Below are 18,560 nucleotides of genomic sequence, written 5' to 3'. Positions count from 1 at the left end.
CGGGAACACCCGCCGCCCCTCGGGCGACTGGGCGATGGCGAGCCGGGCGATGGCGTGGGTCGGCAGCCGGGTGATGTCGCGGCCGTCGTAGGTGATGGTGCCGGAGCGGGCCTGGGGCGCGCCGAAGATCGTCATCATCAGGGTCGACTTGCCCGCCCCGTTGGCGCCGATCAGCGTGACGATCTCCCCTTCGGCCACGTCGAGGTCGACGCCGCGCAACGCCGCGACGCTGCCGTAATAGGTCGAGACGTCGCGCACCGAGAGCAGCGGCGCCTTGGCCCCGGCTTGCTTGGCCCCGGCTTGCGCGGCGGCCAGCGCGCGGGTCTCCTCCACGAGGACGTTGATGCCGGCCACGCTCATGCCTGCGGCTCCAGATGCGTCACGGCCAGGCCCACCTCCGCGTCGACCTCCGCGACCTCCTCGTCCTCGACGCCGAGATAGGCCGCGATCACCCGCGGGTCGGCGCGGACCTCGCCCGGCGTGCCGTCGGCGATCTTCACCCCGTAATCGAGCACGACGACGTGGTCGGAGATTTCCATCACCACCGACATGTCGTGCTCGATCAGCAGCACGGAGGTGTCGTGCGCGTCGCGGATGTGGCGCAGCAGGGCATTGAGCTCGCCGCTTTCCCGGGGGTTGAGGCCGGCGGCCGGCTCGTCGAGGCAGAGCAGCACCGGATCGGTGCACATGGCGCGGGCGATCTCCAGCCGGCGCTGGGCGCCGTAGGGCAGGTCGCCGGCCGGGTCGTCGGCGCGCCCCATGAGGTCGATCCGCCCCAGCCACTCCTTGGCCCGCTCGATCGCGGCCGCCTCGGCCCGGCGGTAGGAGCCGGCGCCGAGGAGCCCCAGCACGCTCAGGCCCGAGGCCCGCATCAGCGGCGCGTGCTGGGCCACCAGCAGGTTCTCCAGCACGGTCATGCCCTGGAACAGGCGGATGTTCTGGAAGGTGCGCGCGACGCGGGCCGTGCGGTTGACGGCGTGGTTGGGCAGCCGCTCCAGGAGGTGGCGCGACCCGTCCGCGTGGGCCAGCGTCAGACGCCCCTCCGTCGGCTTGTAGAAGCCGGTGATGCAGTTGAAGACCGTGGTCTTGCCCGCCCCGTTCGGGCCGATCAGGGCGGTGATGTCGCCCCGGCGCACGTCGAAGGAGAGGTCGCCCACGGCCGTGAGGCCGCCGAAGCGCATGGTGAGGTGTTCGACGGCCAGCACCACGCCGTCCATGTCGGGGACCGGGCCCATCAGCCGTGGCCCTCGCTGACATGGGCGCCGGAGATGGCGCGGCGCTTGCCCAGCGCGACCGAGGGCACGCGCACGGAGATGAGGCCGCGGGGCCGCCAGACCATCATCGCCACCATGGCGAGGCCGAAGAGCAGCAGGCGGTACTCGTTCGGATCGAAGCCCTCGCCGAAGACGGCCTTCAGGAAGCCGAGGTTGCGCAGCATCTCCGGGCCGCCGACCATGGCGATGGCCGCGATGGCGACGCCGACCTGGCTGCCCATGCCGCCGAGCACGACGATCGCCAAGATGATCGCGCTCTCCAGGAAGTTGAAGCTCTCCGGGCTGATGAAGCCCTGGCGCACGGCGAAGAACGAGCCGGCCACGCCCCCGAAGGCGGCACCCAGGGCGAAGGCGGTGAGCTTCGTGGTGGTGGTGTTGATGCCCAGCGACCGGCAGGCGATCTCGTCCTCGCGCAACGCCTCCCAGGCGCGGCCGATGGGAAGCCGGCGCAGGCGCAGCGTCACGAGGTTGGTGATGAGCGCCAGCGCCAGGATCACATAATACAAGAAGACGACCCGGTGCATCGAGTCGAAGGTCAGGCCGAAGCGGGCCGCGAAGCCTTCCTCGCCCGCGGTGAAGGGGATGCCGAAGAAGGTGGCGCGCGGGATCGAGGAGATGCCGGCCCCGCCCCCGGTCACGTCGACCCAGTTGATCAGCACGAGGCGGATGATCTCGCCGAAGGCGAGCGTGACGATGGCGAGGTAGTCGCCGCGCAGGCGCAGCACGGGAAAGCCCAGCAGCATGCCCCAGAGCGCCGCGAACAGGCCGGCCAGGGGCAGGCAGATCCAGAACGACAGGCCGAAGGTGGTGGCGAGCAGGGCGTAGGAATAGGCGCCGACCGCGTAGAAGGCGACGTAGCCGAGGTCGAGCAGGCCGGCCAGCCCCACGACGATGTTGAGCCCCCAGCCGAGCATCACGTAGGTGAGGATCAGGATGCCGAGGTCGATCCAGTAGCGCGCCTCCCCGAGGCCGCCGCTTGCGAGCGCCGCCACGAAGGGCAGCGTCAGGGCGAGCCCGATGAACGCCCACAGGGCGAGGGTGGAGAGTTTGATGGCCGCGTCCGGGGCGAGGCCGAGGGTCTCGTCCGTCTGGGCCGGGGCTGACGCGCGGCGGGCGTCGCGCCGCATCAGCACGAGGCGCTGAAGCAGCCGCACCACGAAGATCGCCGCGCACAGGCCCGCGACGAGGGGCCAGCGCGGGGTCAGGTCGAGGCCGGCGGGCCCCGGATCGGTGCGGTAGCTGATCAGCGGGACGCAGAGGCCGAAGGCGACCAGCGCGTAGAGGCCGGCATCCCGCACGACGTCCGCGAGGGCGGACCCGCCCGGCGGCTTCGTATTCATGAGCCCCCCGGCCATCAGACCTTCTCGATGTCGGCGCGGCCGAGGATGCCCGAGGGCATGAAGATCAGCACGATGGCGAGGATGGAGAAGGCGGCGACGTCCTTGTACTCGATCGAGAAGTAGGCCGACCAGAAGGTCTCGATCAGGCCGATGATGAGCCCGCCGAGCACGGCGCCGGGCAGCGAGCCGATGCCGCCCAGCACGGCGGCCGTGAAGGCCTTCACGCCGGGCACGAACCCGTCCGAGAACGAGACCACGCCGTAATAGAGCAGGTAGAGCACGCCCGCGACGGCGGCGAGCGCCGCGCCGAGCACGAAGGTCAGGGAGATCGTGCGGTCCACGTCGATCCCGAGGAGGGCGGCCATCTTCCGGTCCTGCTCGCAGGCCCGCTGCGCCCGGCCGAAGGGGGTGCGCTGCACGAGATACCAGAAGCCCGTCAGCAGCACGACCGTCACCCCCATGATCAGGCATTGCTTGTAGGAGAGGAACACGGCGTAGCCGTCCGTCTCGAACAGGGTGATGCCGCCCGAGAGCATCGGCGGCGTCGGCTTGTTGCGTGCGCCCTGCGCCACCTGGACGAAGTTCGACAGGAAGATCGAGACGCCGATGGCCGAGATCAGCGGCGCCAGCCGGAACGAGCCGCGCAGGGGACGGTAGGCGATCCGCTCGATCGCCCAGCCCCAGAGGGCGGTGAGCGCCATGGCGAGCACCAGCACGATCAGGAGGGCCAGCGCGATCGAGGAGATCCCGAGCCAGGTCGTGAGGATCAGGAACAGGATCAGCGCGATGAAGCTCGAGACCATGAAGACGTCGCCGTGGGCGAAATTGACCATGCCGATGATGCCGAACACCATCGTGTAGCCGATGGCGATCAGGCCGTAGATCGACCCGAGCGTCAGCCCGTTGATCAATTGCTGTACGAAGACATCCATGCGCGCGTCCGTCCCGATCGCCGCCCCGCGGATCATGGCCGCAGGCGAGGGCCGCAAGTCCCGTACCGCAGCCTTGCGCGGGCCGCCATAGGGCGCCCGCCTTCGGCCGGGCCGGTTGTCGCGGGCGCGCGGCGCGGCGTAGGAGGCCGCCCGCCGGCAGGACAGCCAATTTCAAAGCCCGTGACAACAGAACAGAACTGTCGCGAAGGCGGGATTAAAGCGGCAATCCGGCTTGCGCATGGCCTGCTTCGTGCTTCAGACTGCCTCACTCGAAGATCAAGCGCCCGTCCGCGAGCGCGAGGAGAGGCACGATGGCAGGTTCGCGGCTGACGACCATGATCTTCATCGGCATGGTGCTCGGCATCGCCGTCGGTTATTTGTGTAGTATCACTTGGCCGGACCCGCAGACCGCCAAGGAAATATCAGGCTACATCGCCCTGATCAGCGACATCTTCCTGCGCCTCATCAAGATGATCATCGCGCCGCTGGTGTTCTCGACGCTGGTGGTCGGCATCGCGCATATGGGCGACACCGCCTCGGTCGGCCGCGTCGGCGGCAAGGCGCTGCTCTGGTTCGTCGGCGCCTCGTTCTGCTCGCTGATGATCGGGCTCGTCCTCGTCAACATCCTCCAGCCCGGCCACAACCTGAACCTGCCGCTGCCCGACGTCGGCGCCGGCACCGGCCTCAAGGCGGCCTCGCTCTCGCTCAAGGAGTTCGTCACCCACCTCGTGCCCAAGAGCGCGGTGGAGGCGATGGCCAACAACGAGATCCTGCAGATCGTGGTGTTCTCGATCTTCTTCGGCGTGGGCCTGGCCGCGCTCGGCGAGAAGGGCGAGTTCCTGGCCAAGGGCATCGAGGGCCTGGCCGACGTGATGCTCAAGGTGACGGGCTACGTGATGATGTTCGCCCCCGTCGCCGTGTTCGCGGCGATCGCGGCCACCATCACCACCCAGGGCATCGGCGTCCTGGCGACCTACGGCAAGTTCATGGTCGAGTTCTACTTCAGCCTCGGCATCCTGTGGTGCCTGCTGATGTTCGTCGGCTTCCTGCTCGTCGGCTCGAACGGGATCATGCGCCTGATCAACCTGATCAAGGAGCCCTTCGTGCTCGCCTTCTCGACCGCGTCGAGCGAGGCGGCCTACCCCAAGACCCTGTCGAACCTCGAAAAATTCGGCGTGCCGAACAAGATCACCTCGTTCGTGCTGCCGATGGGCTACTCGTTCAACCTCGACGGCTCGATGATGTACTGCACCTTCGCGGTGATGTTCATCGCCCAAGCCTACAACATCCCGCTCACCTGGGGGCAGCAGCTCACCATGCTGCTCCTGCTGATGGTGACCTCGAAGGGCATGGCCGGCGTGCCGCGCGCTTCGCTGGTGGTGATCTCGGCCACCCTGTCGCAGTTCAACATCCCGGAGGCCGGGCTGCTGCTCATCATCGGCATCGACCAGTTCCTCGACATGGGCCGCTCGGCCACCAACGTGCTCGGCAACAGCATCGCCACCGTCGCCGTCGCCAAGTGGGAGGGCCAGCTCACCACCACCGACCAGAGCCTCGACCGGGACGTGGGCACGGTCCCCTCACCGGCCGAGTAGGGCTTCTTGCGATCGCGCCCGGAGCCGGTCCCACCGGCTCCGGGCCATCCCGTTACGGTCATGCGCCGCGGCCCCGGTTCGCGGGACCGGACGACGCACGGTCGAAGGCGTCCCGGCAGGGTTTTCAGGAGTGTCCCGATGTCGGCAGGCAGGCTCATGGCGGCGCTCGCGCTCGCATTCCTCGCCGGTCCGCGACCGGCCTGCGCCATCGAGGTGCTGACGGGGACCCTCAAGACCATCGCCGAGCGCGGCGAGGTCGTGATCGGCTACCGCTCCTCCTCCGTCCCGTTCTCCTTCGTCGAGGGCAAGCGTGCGGACGGGGGCGACCGGCCGATCGGCTACGCCATCGACATCTGCGGCGAGATCGTGGACGAGATCGGCCGCGAGACCGGCCGCACCGACCTCAAGGTGCGCTACGAGCCGGTGACCTCGGAATCGCGCTTCCAGGCGGTCGCCTCCGGCAAGGTCGACCTCGAATGCGGCTCGACCACCGCCAACGCCGAGCGCCGGCGCACCGTCGCCTTCTCGCCGGTGACCTACATCAGCGCCACCAAGCTCCTGGTGCCGAAGGACTCGAAGATCACGTCCTATCGCGAACTGGGGGGGAAGAAGGTCGTGGTCACGGCCGGCACCACCAACGAGGGCGCGGTGCGGGACGTGCTGGCCAAGCTCAAGCTGCAGGCCAAGATCCTCACCGGCAAGGACCACGCCGAATCCTTCGCCATGGTCAAGGACGGGCGCGCCGACGCCTTCGCGACGGACGACATCCTGCTCTACGGCCTGATCGCCAACGACGGGGCGGACGGCGCCAGGTACATGGTGCTGGGCGACAAGCTCTCCTTCGAGCCCTACGGCATCATGTACCGCAAGGACGATCCGATGCTCGCCGGCGCGGTCGCCGCGACCTTCGGGCGGCTGGCCGAGACGCGGGAGCTCCGCTGGATCTACGAGCGCTGGTTCCTCAAGCGCCTGCCGAACGGCGAGCGCCTCAACGTGCCGATGTCGAACGACCTGCACAACAGCTTCCAGCTCATCGGCCTGGAAGACTGAGCCTACCCCAGCCGGATCACTGCCCCGTCCAGTCGTGGCCGGCGACCAGGGCCTCCGTCGGCTGGCGCCAGGTCGCGGGCTGCTCGCTCGATCCCGCGCCCAAGGGGCATTGCACCATGACGCTGTCGCTCCAGCGGCCGTACTTGTAGCCGACCGCCGGCAGGTGCCCGACGCGGACGAAGCCGCAGGCCTCGTGCAGGCGCAGGGACGCCTCGTTCTGCGCGTCGATGTAGCCGATCATCTGGCGGTAGCCGCCCGCGGCGCAGGCCTCGATCAAGGCCGGCAACAGCCGGCGGCCGATGCCCGCATGCAGGTGCTCGGGGTGCACGTAGATCGAGTGCTTGAGGGTGTAGCGATAGGCCGGGCGCTTGCGGAAGGGCACGGCGTAGGCGTAGCCGGCCACCACCCCGGCGCGCTCGGCCACGAGATGCGGCAGGCGCTTGCTGCGCATGGCCTTGCGCCGACGCTTGAGGTCGTCGGGCATCAGGCGCTCTTCCTCGAACGCGCCGACGTCGCCCACGCCGCGGGCGATGTGGTGCTCGTAGATCGCCACCATCGCCGGCACGTCGAGGTCCGAGGAGGGCCGGATCACGATGTCCGGCAGGGGCGGAGCGGCATCCGCCATCAGCGGCTCGCGCGCGGCGCGCGGTCTTCCTGAAGGACGTAGGTGAAGAAGCGGATGCGGCCGTCCGCGTCCACCTCGCGGTAGACGCCCTGGATCTCGGCCTCGAAGCCGGGAAACAGGTTGGCCGAGCGCTCGAACATCTTGAAGTAGTCCAGCATGGGCTTGGCCCGCTCATCCAGCCGCTCGCCCGGCAGCACGGTGCCGATCCCCGGCGGGTAGACCAGAAGCAAGGTCGTCGCCACACGCCCCTCGGCCTCGGCGATCGGCACGAAATCGACCTTGTTGCGGGTCAGCATCTGGGCCGCGGCTTTGGGCGGCATCACCATCTCGGGCAGGTGCCCCGGCTCGAACTGCCGGCGCTGGAGCGTCGAGGTCCCGGCCTCCCGGTGGAAGGCGTGGAAGTCGGCGCAGAGGTCGCGCAGGCGCACGCCCCGGTAGCGGTTGGGCCGGCGCCGCACGAACTCGGGCATGGCCTCCTCCAGGGGCACGTTCTCGTCGTGCAGGCGCTTGAAGGCGACGAGGCCGGAGATCAGCGTGCCGGCCTTGGAGGATTCGACGCCCGGCGTCAGCAGGAAGAGCAAGGAGTTGAGGTCGTTCTTCTCGGCCACGATCCGGTTCTCGCGCAGGTACTGCGCCACGATCGGCGCCGGCACCCCGTGCGCGGCGTAGTCCCCGGTGCGCCGGTCGAAGCCGGGGGTGAGCACGGTGAGCTTGTTCGGGTCGGTCATGGCGTAGCCCGGCGCCGACTCGACACCGACATGCGTGAAGCCGTGCCAGCCCGCCCCCGGCGCCAGCTCCCAATGGCGCGGGTCGGCGGCCAGCACGTCCGTCGGCACGCTCTCCCACGGCACCGGCGCGCCGTCGGCGCCCACCGTCACGTCGGGCACGAAGGGGTCGAAGAACCAGCGCCGGGCCGGATCGGCCTCCTTCTCCTCGAACTCGCGGCGGATGGCGCGCACCTTCTTGCGCCACTCGATGCCGAGCCGGATCGTGTCGTCCCACAGGATCATGCCCGAGCGCCCCTTCATCATCTGGGCGCCCACGTCGAGCGAGGCGAAGATCGGGTAGAACGGCGAGGTCGAGGCGTGGACGAGGAAGCTCTCGTTCAGGCGGCGGTGCTCGACGCGCCGGGTCTGCCCGCGGATGTGGCTGTCCTTGGTGTGGATCTGCGAGGCCTGGGAGAAGCTCGCCAGCTGCTTGTGGGTCGATTGCGTGGCGATGATGCCCGGCGAGGTCTCGTCCAGCCCCTTGAGCCCCATGGCGAAGCGGCCCGCGAAGAGCGGGTGGAACTTCATGAAGCCGGCCCAGGCCTCGTCGAACAGGATGTAGTCGCACAGGTGCCCGATCCGGTCGACGACCCCTTGCGCGTCGAGGATGGTGCCGTCGTAGGTGCATTGCTCGATCACGGCCACGCGGAAGGGCCGCTCGCGCCGCCATGCCTCGGGATCGGTCACGAGGGGGTTCTTGCGGATCTTTTCGCGTATCGCGGTCTCGTCCAGGGCCTCGGCGTAGATCGGGCCGATCAGCCCGTAGGCGTTGCGGTCGGTCTCGAGGAAGACCGGGATGCCGCCGGCCAGCATCAGGGCGCCGTGGTGGGCGGCCTTGTGGTTGTTGCGGTCGAACAGGACGAGGTCGCCCTCGGCGACGAGCGCCCCGAGCACCACCTTGTTGGAGGCCGAGGTGCCGTTGAGGACGAAGTAGGTCTTCTCCGCCCCGAAGATCGCCGCCGCCTCCTTCTGGGCCCGCAGCGCCGGCCCCTCGTGGGTCAGCAGGTCGCCGAGGTCGAGGACCGAGTTGTCCAGGTCGTCGCGGAAGATGGCCTCGCCCAGATGCTCGACGAAGATGCGGCCGATGGGCGAGCGGTTGTAGAAGATGCCGCCGTTGTGGCCGGGGCAGGTCCAGAGCTGGTTGCCCTTCTCGGCATAGTCCACCAGCGCCCCGAAGAACGGGGTCTTGAGGGTCTCGGCGTACTGGGTGACGCGGGCGACGAGGCCGCGGGCGATGAATTCGGGGGTCTCCTCGGCCAGGAAGATGTAGCCGTCGATGAAGTCGAGGAGCTCGACGGGGATGTCCTCCAGGCGCTTCCGGCGGACCAGGATGACGATCGGCATCTCCAGGCCGCGCCGGCGCATCATGTCGATGAGGGCTGCGGCCTTTCCGTCGAGCCCGCGCTTGCCCCAGTCGACCACCATGCAGCCGATGGCGGCGTCCGTCTGCACGGCGATGGCCGCGTCCTCGACCCGGCGCGCCCGGATCACCTCGAAGCCGCGCCCCTCGACCGCCGTGACGATCTGCTGGACGCGCGCGCCCTCCAGATCGTCCGGATCGAAGGCCGGGGCGCACATCAGGACGGTGAAGCGGCGGTGGAAGTCCATGGGCGATGGTCTCTGTCCGGAGGGCCGGCGCACCCTTTCGGGCGCGCACGTGACGGTTGGATGACGGCCGGGTCAGGCCTTCTTGAGGAACTCGGTCTTGAGCACGAGGCCCTTCACCTTGTCGGCGTTGCACGCGATCTCCGCCGGGTCGTCCGTGAGGCGGATGTTCTTGATCAGGGTGCCGCGCTTCAGGGTGGTCGAGGTGCCCTTCACCTTAAGGTCCTTGATCAGGGTGACGGAATCGCCGTCCGCGAGCGTGGTCCCGTTGCCGTCCTTCACGTCGCCCATGCCCGACCCCTTCGCTGGTGAGGCGCCCTCCATAGAGCGTTTTCGGGCAAACCGATGCCGGCTCCCGGCGGGAAAGCCGCCGGCCGGAACCGCGGGTGGGTCGGGGCCGTCTTCAGGGACGGGGCCCGTGGGGCCCGGCATCGAGAGCGCGTACCGGCGATGACGGACGAGACCAAGCCGGCGGATCGTCCCGCCGCAAGCAAAACGTCAAGGGAGGCGAGAGACCGGGCCGATCCCGGCCCGACCAGTCCGGCGCCCGAGAAGACCGGCACGGACGGGGCGGCGAGCGGCGGCTACGAGACCGGGCAGAAGGACCGGTCGGACGCCAACCGCAAGGGCGGCTACGGCGCGGGCTGAGGCGTATTGGCGTCCGGAGCCGCATCCGCCCAGCCGCCTCCGTCCCAGACCCGCACCGTGACGGTGGCCACCCCGTCCGCGATGCGGATGCGGTTGTAGGCGTTGGGCTCGTTGCCGCGCAGGCGCGTCGAGGTGGCCGAGCCCGCCTGCACGGCGAGCAGCCGGCCCCGGCCGCCCTGCATCCGGCCGCGGTCCACCTCCACCCGCTCGCCGCCCGCCTCCAGGGGCTCGGCGAAGCGCGCGTAATGCCGGTGGAGATGGCCGGCCAGCGTCAGCCCGACGCCGCAGCGGCGGAAGGCGTCCAACGCCTTGTCGGCCCGGCCGACGAGGCGCGCCTCCTCGTCCCAGGGCGGCGGCATGAACGGGTGGTGCCCGACCACGATCTTGAACAGGTGGTCCGGCATCGTGCGCAGCCGCGCCTCGGCGGAGAAGATCTGCCAGCGGCGGATCTTGCCCTGCGACCAGTCCGCCTCCGGCGCCCAGGTCCGCACCGTGTTGAGGCAGACGACGCCGATCTCCTCGTCCCGGAACGTCGGCTCGGTCTCGCGGGCGATGAAGCGCCGGTAGCGGGAGAACGGGCGCACGAATCGCTGCCAGAGATGGAAGGGCGAGATGTCGTGGTTGCCCGGCACCGCGATCCACGGCCGCGGCAGGCGCGCCAGGAAGGCGCGGGCCTCCGCGTACTCGACGCGGCGCGCCCGCATGGTGAAGTCGCCGGAGACGACGATCAGGTCCGGCCGGTCGGCGTTCAACTCGCGGACCAGGCCCTCGACCACGGCCGGATCGGTCCGGCCGAAATGCAGGTCGGAGATCTGGCTGATGCGTCTCATCGAGGGGCGGTTCCGGGATGCGGCAGGGGGAATGCGGCGGATGGGCCGGATGTGGCGGCGGATCGGGAGGAGGCAAGCTTGGCCGGACGCCGAAATAGTTCCGGTCGGCGTTCATCCTCGGCGTCCGAGACATGTCAATAATGCATGAAAGTGTGCAATCGCGCACAAGCTATGCGTTAAGCGCATTTTTGCGATGCACAAAATGGATCTTCGCATCGCACCATCCGCCGCGCATATTGCGGTCTCCCGGTGCTACCGGCTTTCCGAACGGGCACTCCCGGCGGGCAGTAATCGCACAGGACGATTCAGCACATGCGCACGCTCTCCAAAACCCTCATCGCCGCCGCCCTCTCCTTCGCCGTCGTCGGCACGGCCTCGGCCGTCGAGCTGAAGCCCCTCAAGGCCACCTCGGTGGACTTGGGCACCTATTACGGCTCGATCTACTACACCCCCGGCAGCGACGGTTACCGGGTGGTCGCCACCCTCTCGGCCCGCAACATCGACGGCAGCGAGCCGAAGGTGGTCCGCCTCGTCACCACGCTGAACGCCAACCAGAGCGTCACGCTCTCGGTCCCCGGCACGCTCAACGCCAGCGGCAGCGAGGCCACCGTGGCCTTCTCGCGCCGCGGCGACGTGGTGGACGTGGCCTCGGCCGACTGATCCGGACCCGGTGCCGCCGCGCGCGGCACCGGCGCTTGCGAGGACGGGTCGGCGCCTCGCTTTCGCCCAACGGATCGGGGAGATCGGGCAGGACCGTTTACGGACCCTTCACCCTGAGCCGCGAGCGTCCGCCCCGCCATGCCGATCGCCGCGCGTCACCTTCTCGGCCTTGCCCTCACGGCCGGGCTCGCCAGCATCACAGGACCGGCGCAGGCCCACCCTCATGTCTGGGTGACGGCCAAGGCCGAGATCGACTACGCCTCGGGCAAGGTCGTCGGCATCCGCCACGCCTGGACGTTCGATGCCGCCTACTCGGCCTTCGTCACGCAGGGGCTCGACACGAACGGCGACGGCAAGCTCACGCCCGACGAACTCGCGGGGCTGGCGGCCGAGAACACCGCGAACCTTGCCGAATTCGGCTACTTCACCAAGCTCAAGGTCGCCGGCAAGGAGCAGGCGTTTTCCGCCCCCACCGAGCCGCGCATGAGCGTGGAGGGGGGCGCCCTCACCTTGAGCTTCCTGCTGCCCCTGAAGACGCCCGCCCAGCAGGGCCGCGGCGTGGTGGCGCTGGAGGTCTACGACCCGACCTATTTCGTCTCCTTCGGCCTCTCCGATGCCCCCGACGCCGCCCGCTTGGCCAACGCCCCCCCCGGCTGCGCCGCGACCGTGACGCGGCCCAAGCCGGAGGCCGGCGCCGACAAGACCGCGGATGCGGCCAAACCCGGCATGACCGAGGCGTTCTTCGAGGCGCTCACCGCAGCTTCCGGCTACGGCGTGCAGTTCGCCAACCGGGTGCTCGTCGCGTGTCCGTAGGCGCGGCGATTCCCGCGCGCGCCACGCCCGCGCGTCTGCCGCTGCGCCTCGCGCTGGCCGCGGGCGCCGTGGCGGTGGCGGCCCTGCTCGTCGTCGGGCTTAGTTGGCTCGTGGCACCGGGCTTGACCGCGCCGCCGCCCCGCTCGCCCTTCGGCATCGGTTTTCGCGAGGCGGCACCGGGCACCACCGGCCTCGGCGGCTGGCTCCTCGCGGTCCAGGCGAGTTTTTCCAGGAGTCTCCAGGCCGCGGTCTCGGGGCTGAAGGCCGGGGGCGACTGGAAGCCCCTCGTCCTCCTGGGCTTCGCCTACGGCGTATTCCATGCCGCCGGACCCGGCCACGGCAAGGCGGTGATCGCGGGCTACATCGTGGCCGGCGAGCGGGCGCTTCGGCGCGGCTGCGCCCTGAGCTTCGGTGCGGCGATGCTCCAGGCCGGAATCGCCATCGCCATCGTCGGAATCGGCAGCCTGATCCTCAACGCCACCGCCGCCGGCATGACCCGGGCCGGCAGCCTTATCGAGACGGTGAGCTTCGCCCTCGTCGCCCTCGTCGGCCTCTCCGTGACCTGGCGCAAGGCCGGCCGGCTGGCCGCCCTCGGTTCGCCCGTCGCCTGCGGCCCCGGTTGCGGCCATGCCCACATCACCGATGCGCGAACGGTCGAGGGGCTCGACACGTGGCGGGAGCGCGTGGGCGTGGTCCTGGCCGCGGGCTCGCGCCCCTGCGCGGGCGCCGTGCTGCTCTTGGTCTTCGCTCTGTCGCAGGGGGTGCTCGGGGCGGGCGTGCTCGCCGTGCTCGCCATGGCGCTGGGCACCGCGCTCACCACGAGCGCGCTGGCGGCGCTGGCGGTCTTCGCCAAGGGGGCGGCCCTGCGGCTTGCCGGCGGCAGGGGGCAGGCGGGCCTGCGCGCGGTCGGCGCCCTCGAACTCCTGGCCGCGGCCTTCGTCCTGGTGCTCGGCCTCGCCATGCTGTCCGGCCTCGCCCTCGGCGCCGGGGCCTGAGGGAAGGCGCGTACCCTCGCCGAAGCCTCCCTCGCCAAGCCGTCGCGCGCGTGGCAGGCTGAACGCTCGCAAGCGGGCGGACCATGTCGCCCCGCGTAGGAAGGCGATGGGATGAGCGCCGGCTTCGACCATATCCTGAACTGGCGGCTGCTGCCGGGATCGCACCCCTTTCCGGGGCCGGACGGCGGCACCTGCATCAACGAGGCGGCCGTCGTGGCGGCGGGGCTGCCCTACCGCGCCATCCGCGCCAGCGCCGACTGCCCGCCCTGCTTCTCGCGGCCGCTCTCGGCCTACGCGCTCGGCCTCAACGACGCGATGCCGGATGCCGAGCGACCCCGCCTGATGGCCTTCGTGCTGCGCCTCTCGGGCTCGGCCGACCGGTCCGGCATCGAGGCCAAGCGCACCCGACACCTCGCCCTGGCGAGCATCCGCCGCATCCTCGCGCCCCTCTGCGCGGCGGCCGGACTGCCCGATCTCGCGGAACGCTGCGCGGACGCCCCCGACATCGAAGCCGGGCTGGCCGCGGCCCGGCAGGCGGAGTGGCGCGGGGGTTCGCTCGCGCAGGCCGCCTCCGGCGCACGGCGCTGGCTGGAGGGCGCACGCTGCGCCGCGCTCGCCCGCACCGCCATGGCCGCGATCCGCGCCGCGGACGACCCGCGCTGCGCGGCCGAGGTGACTGAGGGCGCGGCCCCCTTCGTCGCGGGGTCATGGGCCACCGCCTGCGACATCCTCGACGAGGCCCTCGCGATCGGCGCCCAGGCCCCGGACATCGACCTCGTCCGGGCACGCGGCCGGTTCGATGCGGCGCGCCCCCGCGTCGAGGCCTGAGGCGCGCTCAAGCCGCGAAGGCGTGTACGGTCAGGACGCGAGGGCCGACATCCGGTCGGAGGGGGCGAGGTCGAGGTCCACGCTCTCGCAGTTGTCGAGCCAGATTCCGGTGAGGTGGAAGAAGAAGGTGCCGTGGCCGACGACGGCGATGGTCCGCTCCGGCCGGGCCCGCAGCCAGTCGCGAAACGCCGCGACCCGCCGGTCGAACAGGGGCCGGGGCTCGACGGGGTAGCCGTCCACCGCGCAGCCGTCCTGCGCGTGCCACCAGACCTCCGGCAGGTGGCCGACGTCGAGATGCGGAAACTCCGCCGCGATCTCGGAGGCCGCGCGGCCCACGTCGCAGCTGCTCTCCTGGCATTCCCGGTGCAGCACTTCGACCAGGACCCTGGGCGCGGACGGATGCTCGCCGAACAGGATCGCGCTGGTCTCGATCGCCCGCGTCAGGGGCGAGACCACCACCAGCTCGAAGGGCGTGTCCCGGTGGGCGGCCCGTGCGGCCCGGGCCTGGCCCTGCCCGCGGGGCGTGAGGCGGGCGTCCAGATGGCCGGGATCGCGGCCGGTCGCGCGGTGGGCGGCGTTGAAGGTCGATTCGCCGTGGCGGATGCAGACGATGCGGGTCGGGGCGTTCATCACACTCGGGGGGCTTGCGGGTCGGGATACGGGACGGGGCGGGCCCTCAGAGGAACCGGCCGCCGCGCTGGATGACTTCGATTCTGTAGCCGTCCGGGTCGGTGGCGAAGAAGAACCTCGCCAGGGTCCGGTCCCCGTGCTCCAGGCTCTTCACCGCCGTGGCCGGCAGCCCCTCCCGCGTGAAGCGGGCATGCTCGGCCGCCACGTCCTCCACGGTCACGGCGACGTGGCCGTAACCGTCGCCGAGGTCGTAGGGCGCCGTGCGGTCCTTGTTGACCGTCAGCTCCAGCTCGAAGGTCGAGGATTGGTCGCGCAGGTAGAGCAAGGTGAAGTCCGGGAAGTCGAACCGGTCGGCCACCATCAGGCCGAAGGCGCGGGCGTAGTAGTCGCAGGCCCGCGCCTCCTCGAGGACACGGATCATCGCGTGGACGGGCTTCGCCATGGGTCTTCCGGAAATCCTTCGGAGGGTCGTCGAACGCCATGTGGCGCGGGACACCCCGCAGGGAAAGGGTGTCTAGGCTCCCCGCAGGGCCGGGATGCGGCCCCGGCACGGCTCGCGGCTGCAAGTCCGCCAATGCAGGTTCGCCTCGGGATGGAAACACCCCGTTACAATTTCACCGGCCCGGACCACCTACGAATGCGGCGCGCGACAGGGCATAACCTGTCCATGACCTTGACCATGCCTTCCGAAGCCCGCGACATGACAGCCCCCGCCACGCCCCACATCCTGATCGTCGAGGACGACCGCGAGATCTCCAGCCTCGTCGCGCGCTACCTGCGCGGCAACGAGTGCCGGGTGACGCTGGCCGGCGACGGGCGCGAGATGGACAAGGCCCTCACCGACGCCCGCGTCGACCTGATCGTGCTCGACCTGATGCTGCCCGGCGAGGACGGCCTCAGCCTGTGCCGGCGCCTGCGCGCGACCTCCGCCATCCCGATCCTGATGCTGACCGCCAAGGCGGAGGAGATCGACCGGATCGTCGGGCTGGAGATCGGCGCGGACGACTACCTCGCCAAGCCCTTCAACCCGCGCGAGCTCCTGGCCCGCATCCGCGCCATCCTGCGCCGCGCCTCCGCGGAAGCGCCGGACGACGACGGCGTCCGCCGCCTCCACTTCGTCGGCTGGACCCTCGACGTGTCCCTGCGCCAGGTCCTCAGCCCGGAGGGCGCCCGCATCGCCGTCACCGGGGCCGAGTTCGACCTGCTGCACGCCCTCTGCCTGCGGCCGGGGCGGGTGCTGTCCCGCGACCAGCTCCTCGACCTGACGCAGGGGCGCTCGGCCGGGCCGTTCGAGCGCAGCATCGACGTGCTGATCAGCCGGATACGCCAGAAGGTCGAGCGCGATTCCCGCAACCCGGAGATCATCCGCACCATCCGCTCCGGCGGCTACCTGTTCACGCCGGAGGTGACGCGCTCATGAGCCTGTCCGCCCTTCGCGCCCGCCTGCGGCCCCGCAGCATCGCCGGCCAGATCGCCCTCCTCGTGGTCGCGGCCATCGCCGTGGCGCACGTGGTCGCCACGCTCGCCTTCTTCGTCCTGCGCGAGCCCTGGAACCCGGACGAGCGCCCCGGCGTCGCCGCGGGGCGGCTCGCCACCGTTGCGCGCCTGCTCGACGCGGCCGAGCCGGCCTCGCGCCCCGCCCTGCTGGCGAGCGCCGCCCGCAGCCTGCCGCGCATCCAGATCGCCCCCTGGGACGGGCTCGCGCCCGAAGGCGCGCCGGCCGCCGGGGAGCAGCCGGTGGTCCGGCGCCTGCGCGAGAGCTTCGGCCGCACCCTCGCGATCACCGACCTGAGCCCGCCCGGAACGGCGGCGGGCGGCCTGCTCCACCTCGGCATCGCCACGCCGGGCGGCGCGACGCTGCGGGCGAGCCTGGCCGACGACCCCCTGCACCCGCCCCGCCAGGGGGCGATCATCTTCACCTTCGTCTTCCTCGGCCTGACGCTCGCCCTGCTCTCGGTCTGGGCGACGCGGGCGCTGACGGCGCCGTTGGCGCGGCTCGCCGGTGCGGCGGAAGCCTTCGGCACCCGCGACGACCATGCGGCCCTCCCCCAGGCCGGCCCGAAGGAGGTGCTGGCGGTGTCCCGCGCGCTGGACCGGATGCGCGCCCGCGTGCGCCGGCTCATCGACGACCGCACCCAGATGCTGGCCGCGATCAGCCACGACCTGCGCACCCCGATCACGCGCCTGCGCCTGCGGGCCGAGTTCATCGAGGACGAGCATGCCCGCACCATGACGCTGCGCGACCTCGACCAGATGAACGGCCTCGTGGAGGCCGCCCTCTCCTTCGTGCGCGACGGGCAGGCACGCGACGCCGGCAGCTTCGCCCTGGTGGACCTCGCCTCCGTGGTGCAGACGGTCTGCGACGGCTTCTCCGATGTCGGCGCATCGGTCGTCGTGGAGCGCAGCCGCCACGTCCTGGTACGCGGCCGGCCGGACGAGCTGCAGCGGGCGATCACCAACCTCGTGGACAACGCGGTGAAGTACGGCGGCAGCGCGAGCCTGCGCATGGACGCGACCCTGCGCGGCGTGCGCGTCGAGATCCTGGATTCCGGCCCCGGCATCCCGGAGGCCGAGCGGGACGCGATGCTCCAGCCCTTCGTGCGCGGCGACCTGGCCCGGAACCACAACGAGGCGAGCGGCTTCGGCCTCGGCTTGTCGATCGTGCTGGCCATTGTCGAGGCCCATCACGGACGCCTGACCCTCACCAACCGGCCCGAGGGCGGCCTCTGCGCCGGCATCGAACTGCCGCTGGCGGCCCAGGCGTTGGCCGGCTCGCAACCGGAACTGCCGCAGGCTCCGGCGACGCAGGTCGCCGCCTGACCCCTTTTTCACCATTCCCGCGTTGAGGCTCCGAACGGAATCGTTTCGGAGAACGCGGGTATGGACGTCGGATTCATCGGCCTCGGGCGCATGGGGCGCGGCATGGCGGCCAGCCTCGTGCGCGGCGGACACACGGTCCGCGTCTGGAACCGCTCGCCGGAGGCGGCCAAGGCAGTCGCGGGCGCGCATCCCGTCGCCACCGCGGCGGAGGCCTTCGCGGGCGACGCGGCGATCACCATGCTCGCCGACGACGCGGCTTTGCGTTCGGTCGTGGTCGAGGGCGGCCTGCTCGATTCCGGCACGCGGCCCGGAATGCATCTGGGCATGAGCACGATCTCGGTGGCCCTGTCGCAGGAGTTGGCGGCGATCCACGCGCGGGCCGGCGTGCCCTACGTCGCGGCCCCCGTCTTCGGGCGCCCGGATGTCGCCGACAAAGGCGCCCTCAACATCGTGGCGGCGGGCGAGGACGCCGCGATCGGGCGCGCCGCCCCGCTCTTCGAGGCGATGGGAAGCAAGACCTGGCGCTTCGGCCCGGAGCCGCAGCGCGCCAACGCGGTGAAGCTTGCCGGCAACTTCATGCTGATCGCGGCCATCGAGGCGATGGGCGAGGCCTGCGCCTTCGCCGAAGGCCACGGAGTGCCGGGCGCCGACCTCCTCGACCTCCTGACGAACACCCTGTTCGCCTCCCCCGTCTACAAGGGCTACGGCGCCTCGATCGCGGCCAACCGCTACGAGCCGCCCGGCTTCAACCTGAGGCTCGGCGCCAAGGACGTGCGCCTCGCGCTCCAGGCGGCGGAGGCGGTGGGCTGTCCGATGCCGTTCGCGAGCGTGCTGCGCGACGGCCTGATCGAGGCGATGGCCCACGGCGACGCGGACAAGGACCTGGCCGCCCTGGCGCGCGTCTCGGCGCGGCGCAGCGGGCGGGCATAAGCCCCTGCTCGGAACCGCGTTTCCCCTCCTTCTTGCGGGGGGCTACGGTATTCACACTTTGTCCGTGGCCGGATCAGTCTCTGTTCCGGAACGCGGCTCCCCTCCCCCTTGTGGGCAGGGGTCAGGGGTGGGGGTGGCCCAGGATCGAGCGATCCGGTGCCTCCTGCACCACCCCCACCTCCTGCACCACCCCCACCTCCGGCTCCTCCCCACAAGGG

Annotated in this window: 20 protein-coding genes; 10 read left to right on the top strand and 10 right to left on the bottom strand. The window is 70.9% G+C overall.

Annotated features, from left to right (window positions below):
* From COGEMETH_RS20160 to COGEMETH_RS20145, 4 genes are all read right to left on the bottom strand, one after another.
* The coding region (locus tag COGEMETH_RS20160) for an ATP-binding cassette domain-containing protein (protein ID WP_238184389.1) at positions 1–360 on the bottom strand (360 nt) is incomplete at its 3' end.
* A complete protein-coding gene (locus COGEMETH_RS20155) occupies positions 357–1,235 on the bottom strand; it encodes an ABC transporter ATP-binding protein (protein ID WP_283215033.1) in 879 nt (292 codons plus the stop codon). The genes COGEMETH_RS20160 and COGEMETH_RS20155, both read right to left, overlap by 4 nt.
* The gene (gene livM / locus COGEMETH_RS20150; protein WP_238184388.1) at positions 1,235–2,629 is read right to left on the bottom strand and encodes a high-affinity branched-chain amino acid ABC transporter permease LivM; all 1,395 of its coding nucleotides are present in this window, start codon (positions 2,627–2,629) and stop codon (positions 1,235–1,237) included. Before livM ends, COGEMETH_RS20155 begins: the two co-directional genes overlap by 1 nt.
* Positions 2,629–3,546, bottom strand: a complete 918-nt coding sequence (locus COGEMETH_RS20145) for a branched-chain amino acid ABC transporter permease (RefSeq protein WP_238184387.1) — start codon at positions 3,544–3,546, stop codon at positions 2,629–2,631. Before COGEMETH_RS20145 ends, livM begins: the two co-directional genes overlap by 1 nt.
* A gap of 311 nt (positions 3,547–3,857) precedes the next feature.
* Here COGEMETH_RS20145 and COGEMETH_RS20140 point away from each other — a divergent pair, with 311 nt between their 5' ends.
* Both COGEMETH_RS20140 and COGEMETH_RS20135 read left to right on the top strand, forming a co-directional pair.
* A complete protein-coding gene (locus COGEMETH_RS20140; protein ID WP_238184386.1) occupies positions 3,858–5,141 on the top strand; it encodes a dicarboxylate/amino acid:cation symporter in 1,284 nt (427 codons plus the stop codon).
* Between the two features lie 138 nt (positions 5,142–5,279).
* Entirely contained in the window at positions 5,280–6,191 is a 912-nt protein-coding gene (locus COGEMETH_RS20135) for an amino acid ABC transporter substrate-binding protein (protein WP_238184385.1), read from the top strand.
* A gap of 16 nt (positions 6,192–6,207) precedes the next feature.
* On the opposite strand, the gene COGEMETH_RS20130 is transcribed toward COGEMETH_RS20135, so the two are convergent.
* The 3 genes from COGEMETH_RS20130 to COGEMETH_RS20120 all read right to left on the bottom strand — a co-directional run bounded on the left by COGEMETH_RS20130 (position 6,208) and on the right by COGEMETH_RS20120 (position 9,479).
* Positions 6,208–6,816 (bottom strand): GNAT family N-acetyltransferase, encoded by a 609-nt coding sequence (locus COGEMETH_RS20130; protein WP_238184384.1) that lies wholly within the window; start codon positions 6,814–6,816, stop codon positions 6,208–6,210.
* Positions 6,816–9,191 carry an Orn/Lys/Arg family decarboxylase gene (locus COGEMETH_RS20125; RefSeq protein WP_238184383.1) on the bottom strand — a complete coding sequence of 792 codons (2,376 nt, stop codon included), beginning with the start codon at positions 9,189–9,191 and terminating at the stop codon, positions 6,816–6,818. The genes COGEMETH_RS20130 and COGEMETH_RS20125 overlap by 1 nt, the downstream gene beginning before the upstream one ends.
* 72 nt (positions 9,192–9,263) lie before the next feature.
* Positions 9,264–9,479, bottom strand: coding sequence for an alkylphosphonate utilization protein (locus COGEMETH_RS20120; protein ID WP_238184382.1), 216 nt, complete (start codon positions 9,477–9,479; stop codon positions 9,264–9,266).
* Between the two features lie 159 nt (positions 9,480–9,638).
* Between COGEMETH_RS20120 and COGEMETH_RS20115 the strand changes: the two genes are divergently transcribed.
* Positions 9,639–9,836, top strand: a complete 198-nt coding sequence (locus COGEMETH_RS20115; protein WP_238184381.1) for a hypothetical protein — start codon at positions 9,639–9,641, stop codon at positions 9,834–9,836.
* Here the strand turns inward: COGEMETH_RS20115 and COGEMETH_RS20110 are convergent.
* Positions 9,821–10,666, bottom strand: coding sequence for a metallophosphoesterase family protein (locus COGEMETH_RS20110; protein WP_238184380.1), 846 nt, complete (start codon positions 10,664–10,666; stop codon positions 9,821–9,823). The two genes, COGEMETH_RS20115 and COGEMETH_RS20110, sit on opposite strands and share 16 nt — an antisense overlap.
* Before the next feature lie 312 nt (positions 10,667–10,978).
* On the opposite strand from COGEMETH_RS20110, the gene COGEMETH_RS20105 reads away from it, so the two are divergent.
* The 4 genes from COGEMETH_RS20105 to COGEMETH_RS20090 all read left to right on the top strand — a co-directional run bounded on the left by COGEMETH_RS20105 (position 10,979) and on the right by COGEMETH_RS20090 (position 13,962).
* Complete coding sequence (locus tag COGEMETH_RS20105) at positions 10,979–11,326, top strand: hypothetical protein (RefSeq protein WP_238184379.1); 348 nt, start codon at positions 10,979–10,981, stop codon at positions 11,324–11,326.
* Positions 11,327–11,464: 138 nt separating this feature from the next.
* Positions 11,465–12,139, top strand: coding sequence for a DUF1007 family protein (locus COGEMETH_RS20100; protein ID WP_238184378.1), 675 nt, complete (start codon positions 11,465–11,467; stop codon positions 12,137–12,139).
* Positions 12,130–13,134 (top strand): nickel/cobalt transporter, encoded by a 1,005-nt coding sequence (locus COGEMETH_RS20095; protein WP_238184377.1) that lies wholly within the window; start codon positions 12,130–12,132, stop codon positions 13,132–13,134. The genes COGEMETH_RS20100 and COGEMETH_RS20095 overlap by 10 nt, the downstream gene beginning before the upstream one ends.
* A 111-nt stretch (positions 13,135–13,245) precedes the next feature.
* Positions 13,246–13,962, top strand: a complete 717-nt coding sequence (locus COGEMETH_RS20090) for a hypothetical protein (protein WP_238184376.1) — start codon at positions 13,246–13,248, stop codon at positions 13,960–13,962.
* Positions 13,963–13,992: 30 nt separating this feature from the next.
* Here COGEMETH_RS20090 and COGEMETH_RS20085 read toward each other — a convergent pair whose 3' ends face one another.
* Positions 13,993–14,592, bottom strand: a complete 600-nt coding sequence (locus COGEMETH_RS20085) for a histidine phosphatase family protein (RefSeq protein ID WP_238184375.1) — start codon at positions 14,590–14,592, stop codon at positions 13,993–13,995.
* 46 nt (positions 14,593–14,638) lie between these two features.
* Positions 14,639–15,034: a VOC family protein gene (locus COGEMETH_RS20080; protein WP_238184374.1), complete on the bottom strand. Its 396-nt coding sequence runs from the start codon at positions 15,032–15,034 to the stop codon at positions 14,639–14,641.
* Between the two features lie 258 nt (positions 15,035–15,292).
* On the opposite strand from COGEMETH_RS20080, the gene COGEMETH_RS20075 reads away from it, so the two are divergent.
* Genes COGEMETH_RS20075 through COGEMETH_RS20065 form a run of 3 tightly spaced genes read left to right on the top strand, consistent with a single transcriptional unit; the run spans position 15,293 to position 18,342 of the window.
* The gene (locus tag COGEMETH_RS20075; protein WP_238184373.1) at positions 15,293–16,012 is read left to right on the top strand and encodes a response regulator; all 720 of its coding nucleotides are present in this window, start codon (positions 15,293–15,295) and stop codon (positions 16,010–16,012) included.
* Positions 16,009–17,412, top strand: a complete 1,404-nt coding sequence (locus COGEMETH_RS20070) for an ATP-binding protein (protein WP_238184372.1) — start codon at positions 16,009–16,011, stop codon at positions 17,410–17,412. Before COGEMETH_RS20075 ends, COGEMETH_RS20070 begins: the two co-directional genes overlap by 4 nt.
* Positions 17,413–17,472: 60 nt before the next feature.
* Positions 17,473–18,342, top strand: coding sequence for an NAD(P)-dependent oxidoreductase (locus COGEMETH_RS20065; protein ID WP_238184371.1), 870 nt, complete (start codon positions 17,473–17,475; stop codon positions 18,340–18,342).
* Positions 18,343–18,560 lie beyond the last annotated feature (218 nt).

The sequence above is a fragment of the Methylobacterium trifolii genome, assembly GCF_022179685.1.
In the GTDB taxonomy this organism is placed as follows: domain Bacteria; phylum Pseudomonadota; class Alphaproteobacteria; order Rhizobiales; family Beijerinckiaceae; genus Methylobacterium; species Methylobacterium trifolii.
This window is presented reverse-complemented; position numbering and strand designations above follow the sequence as displayed.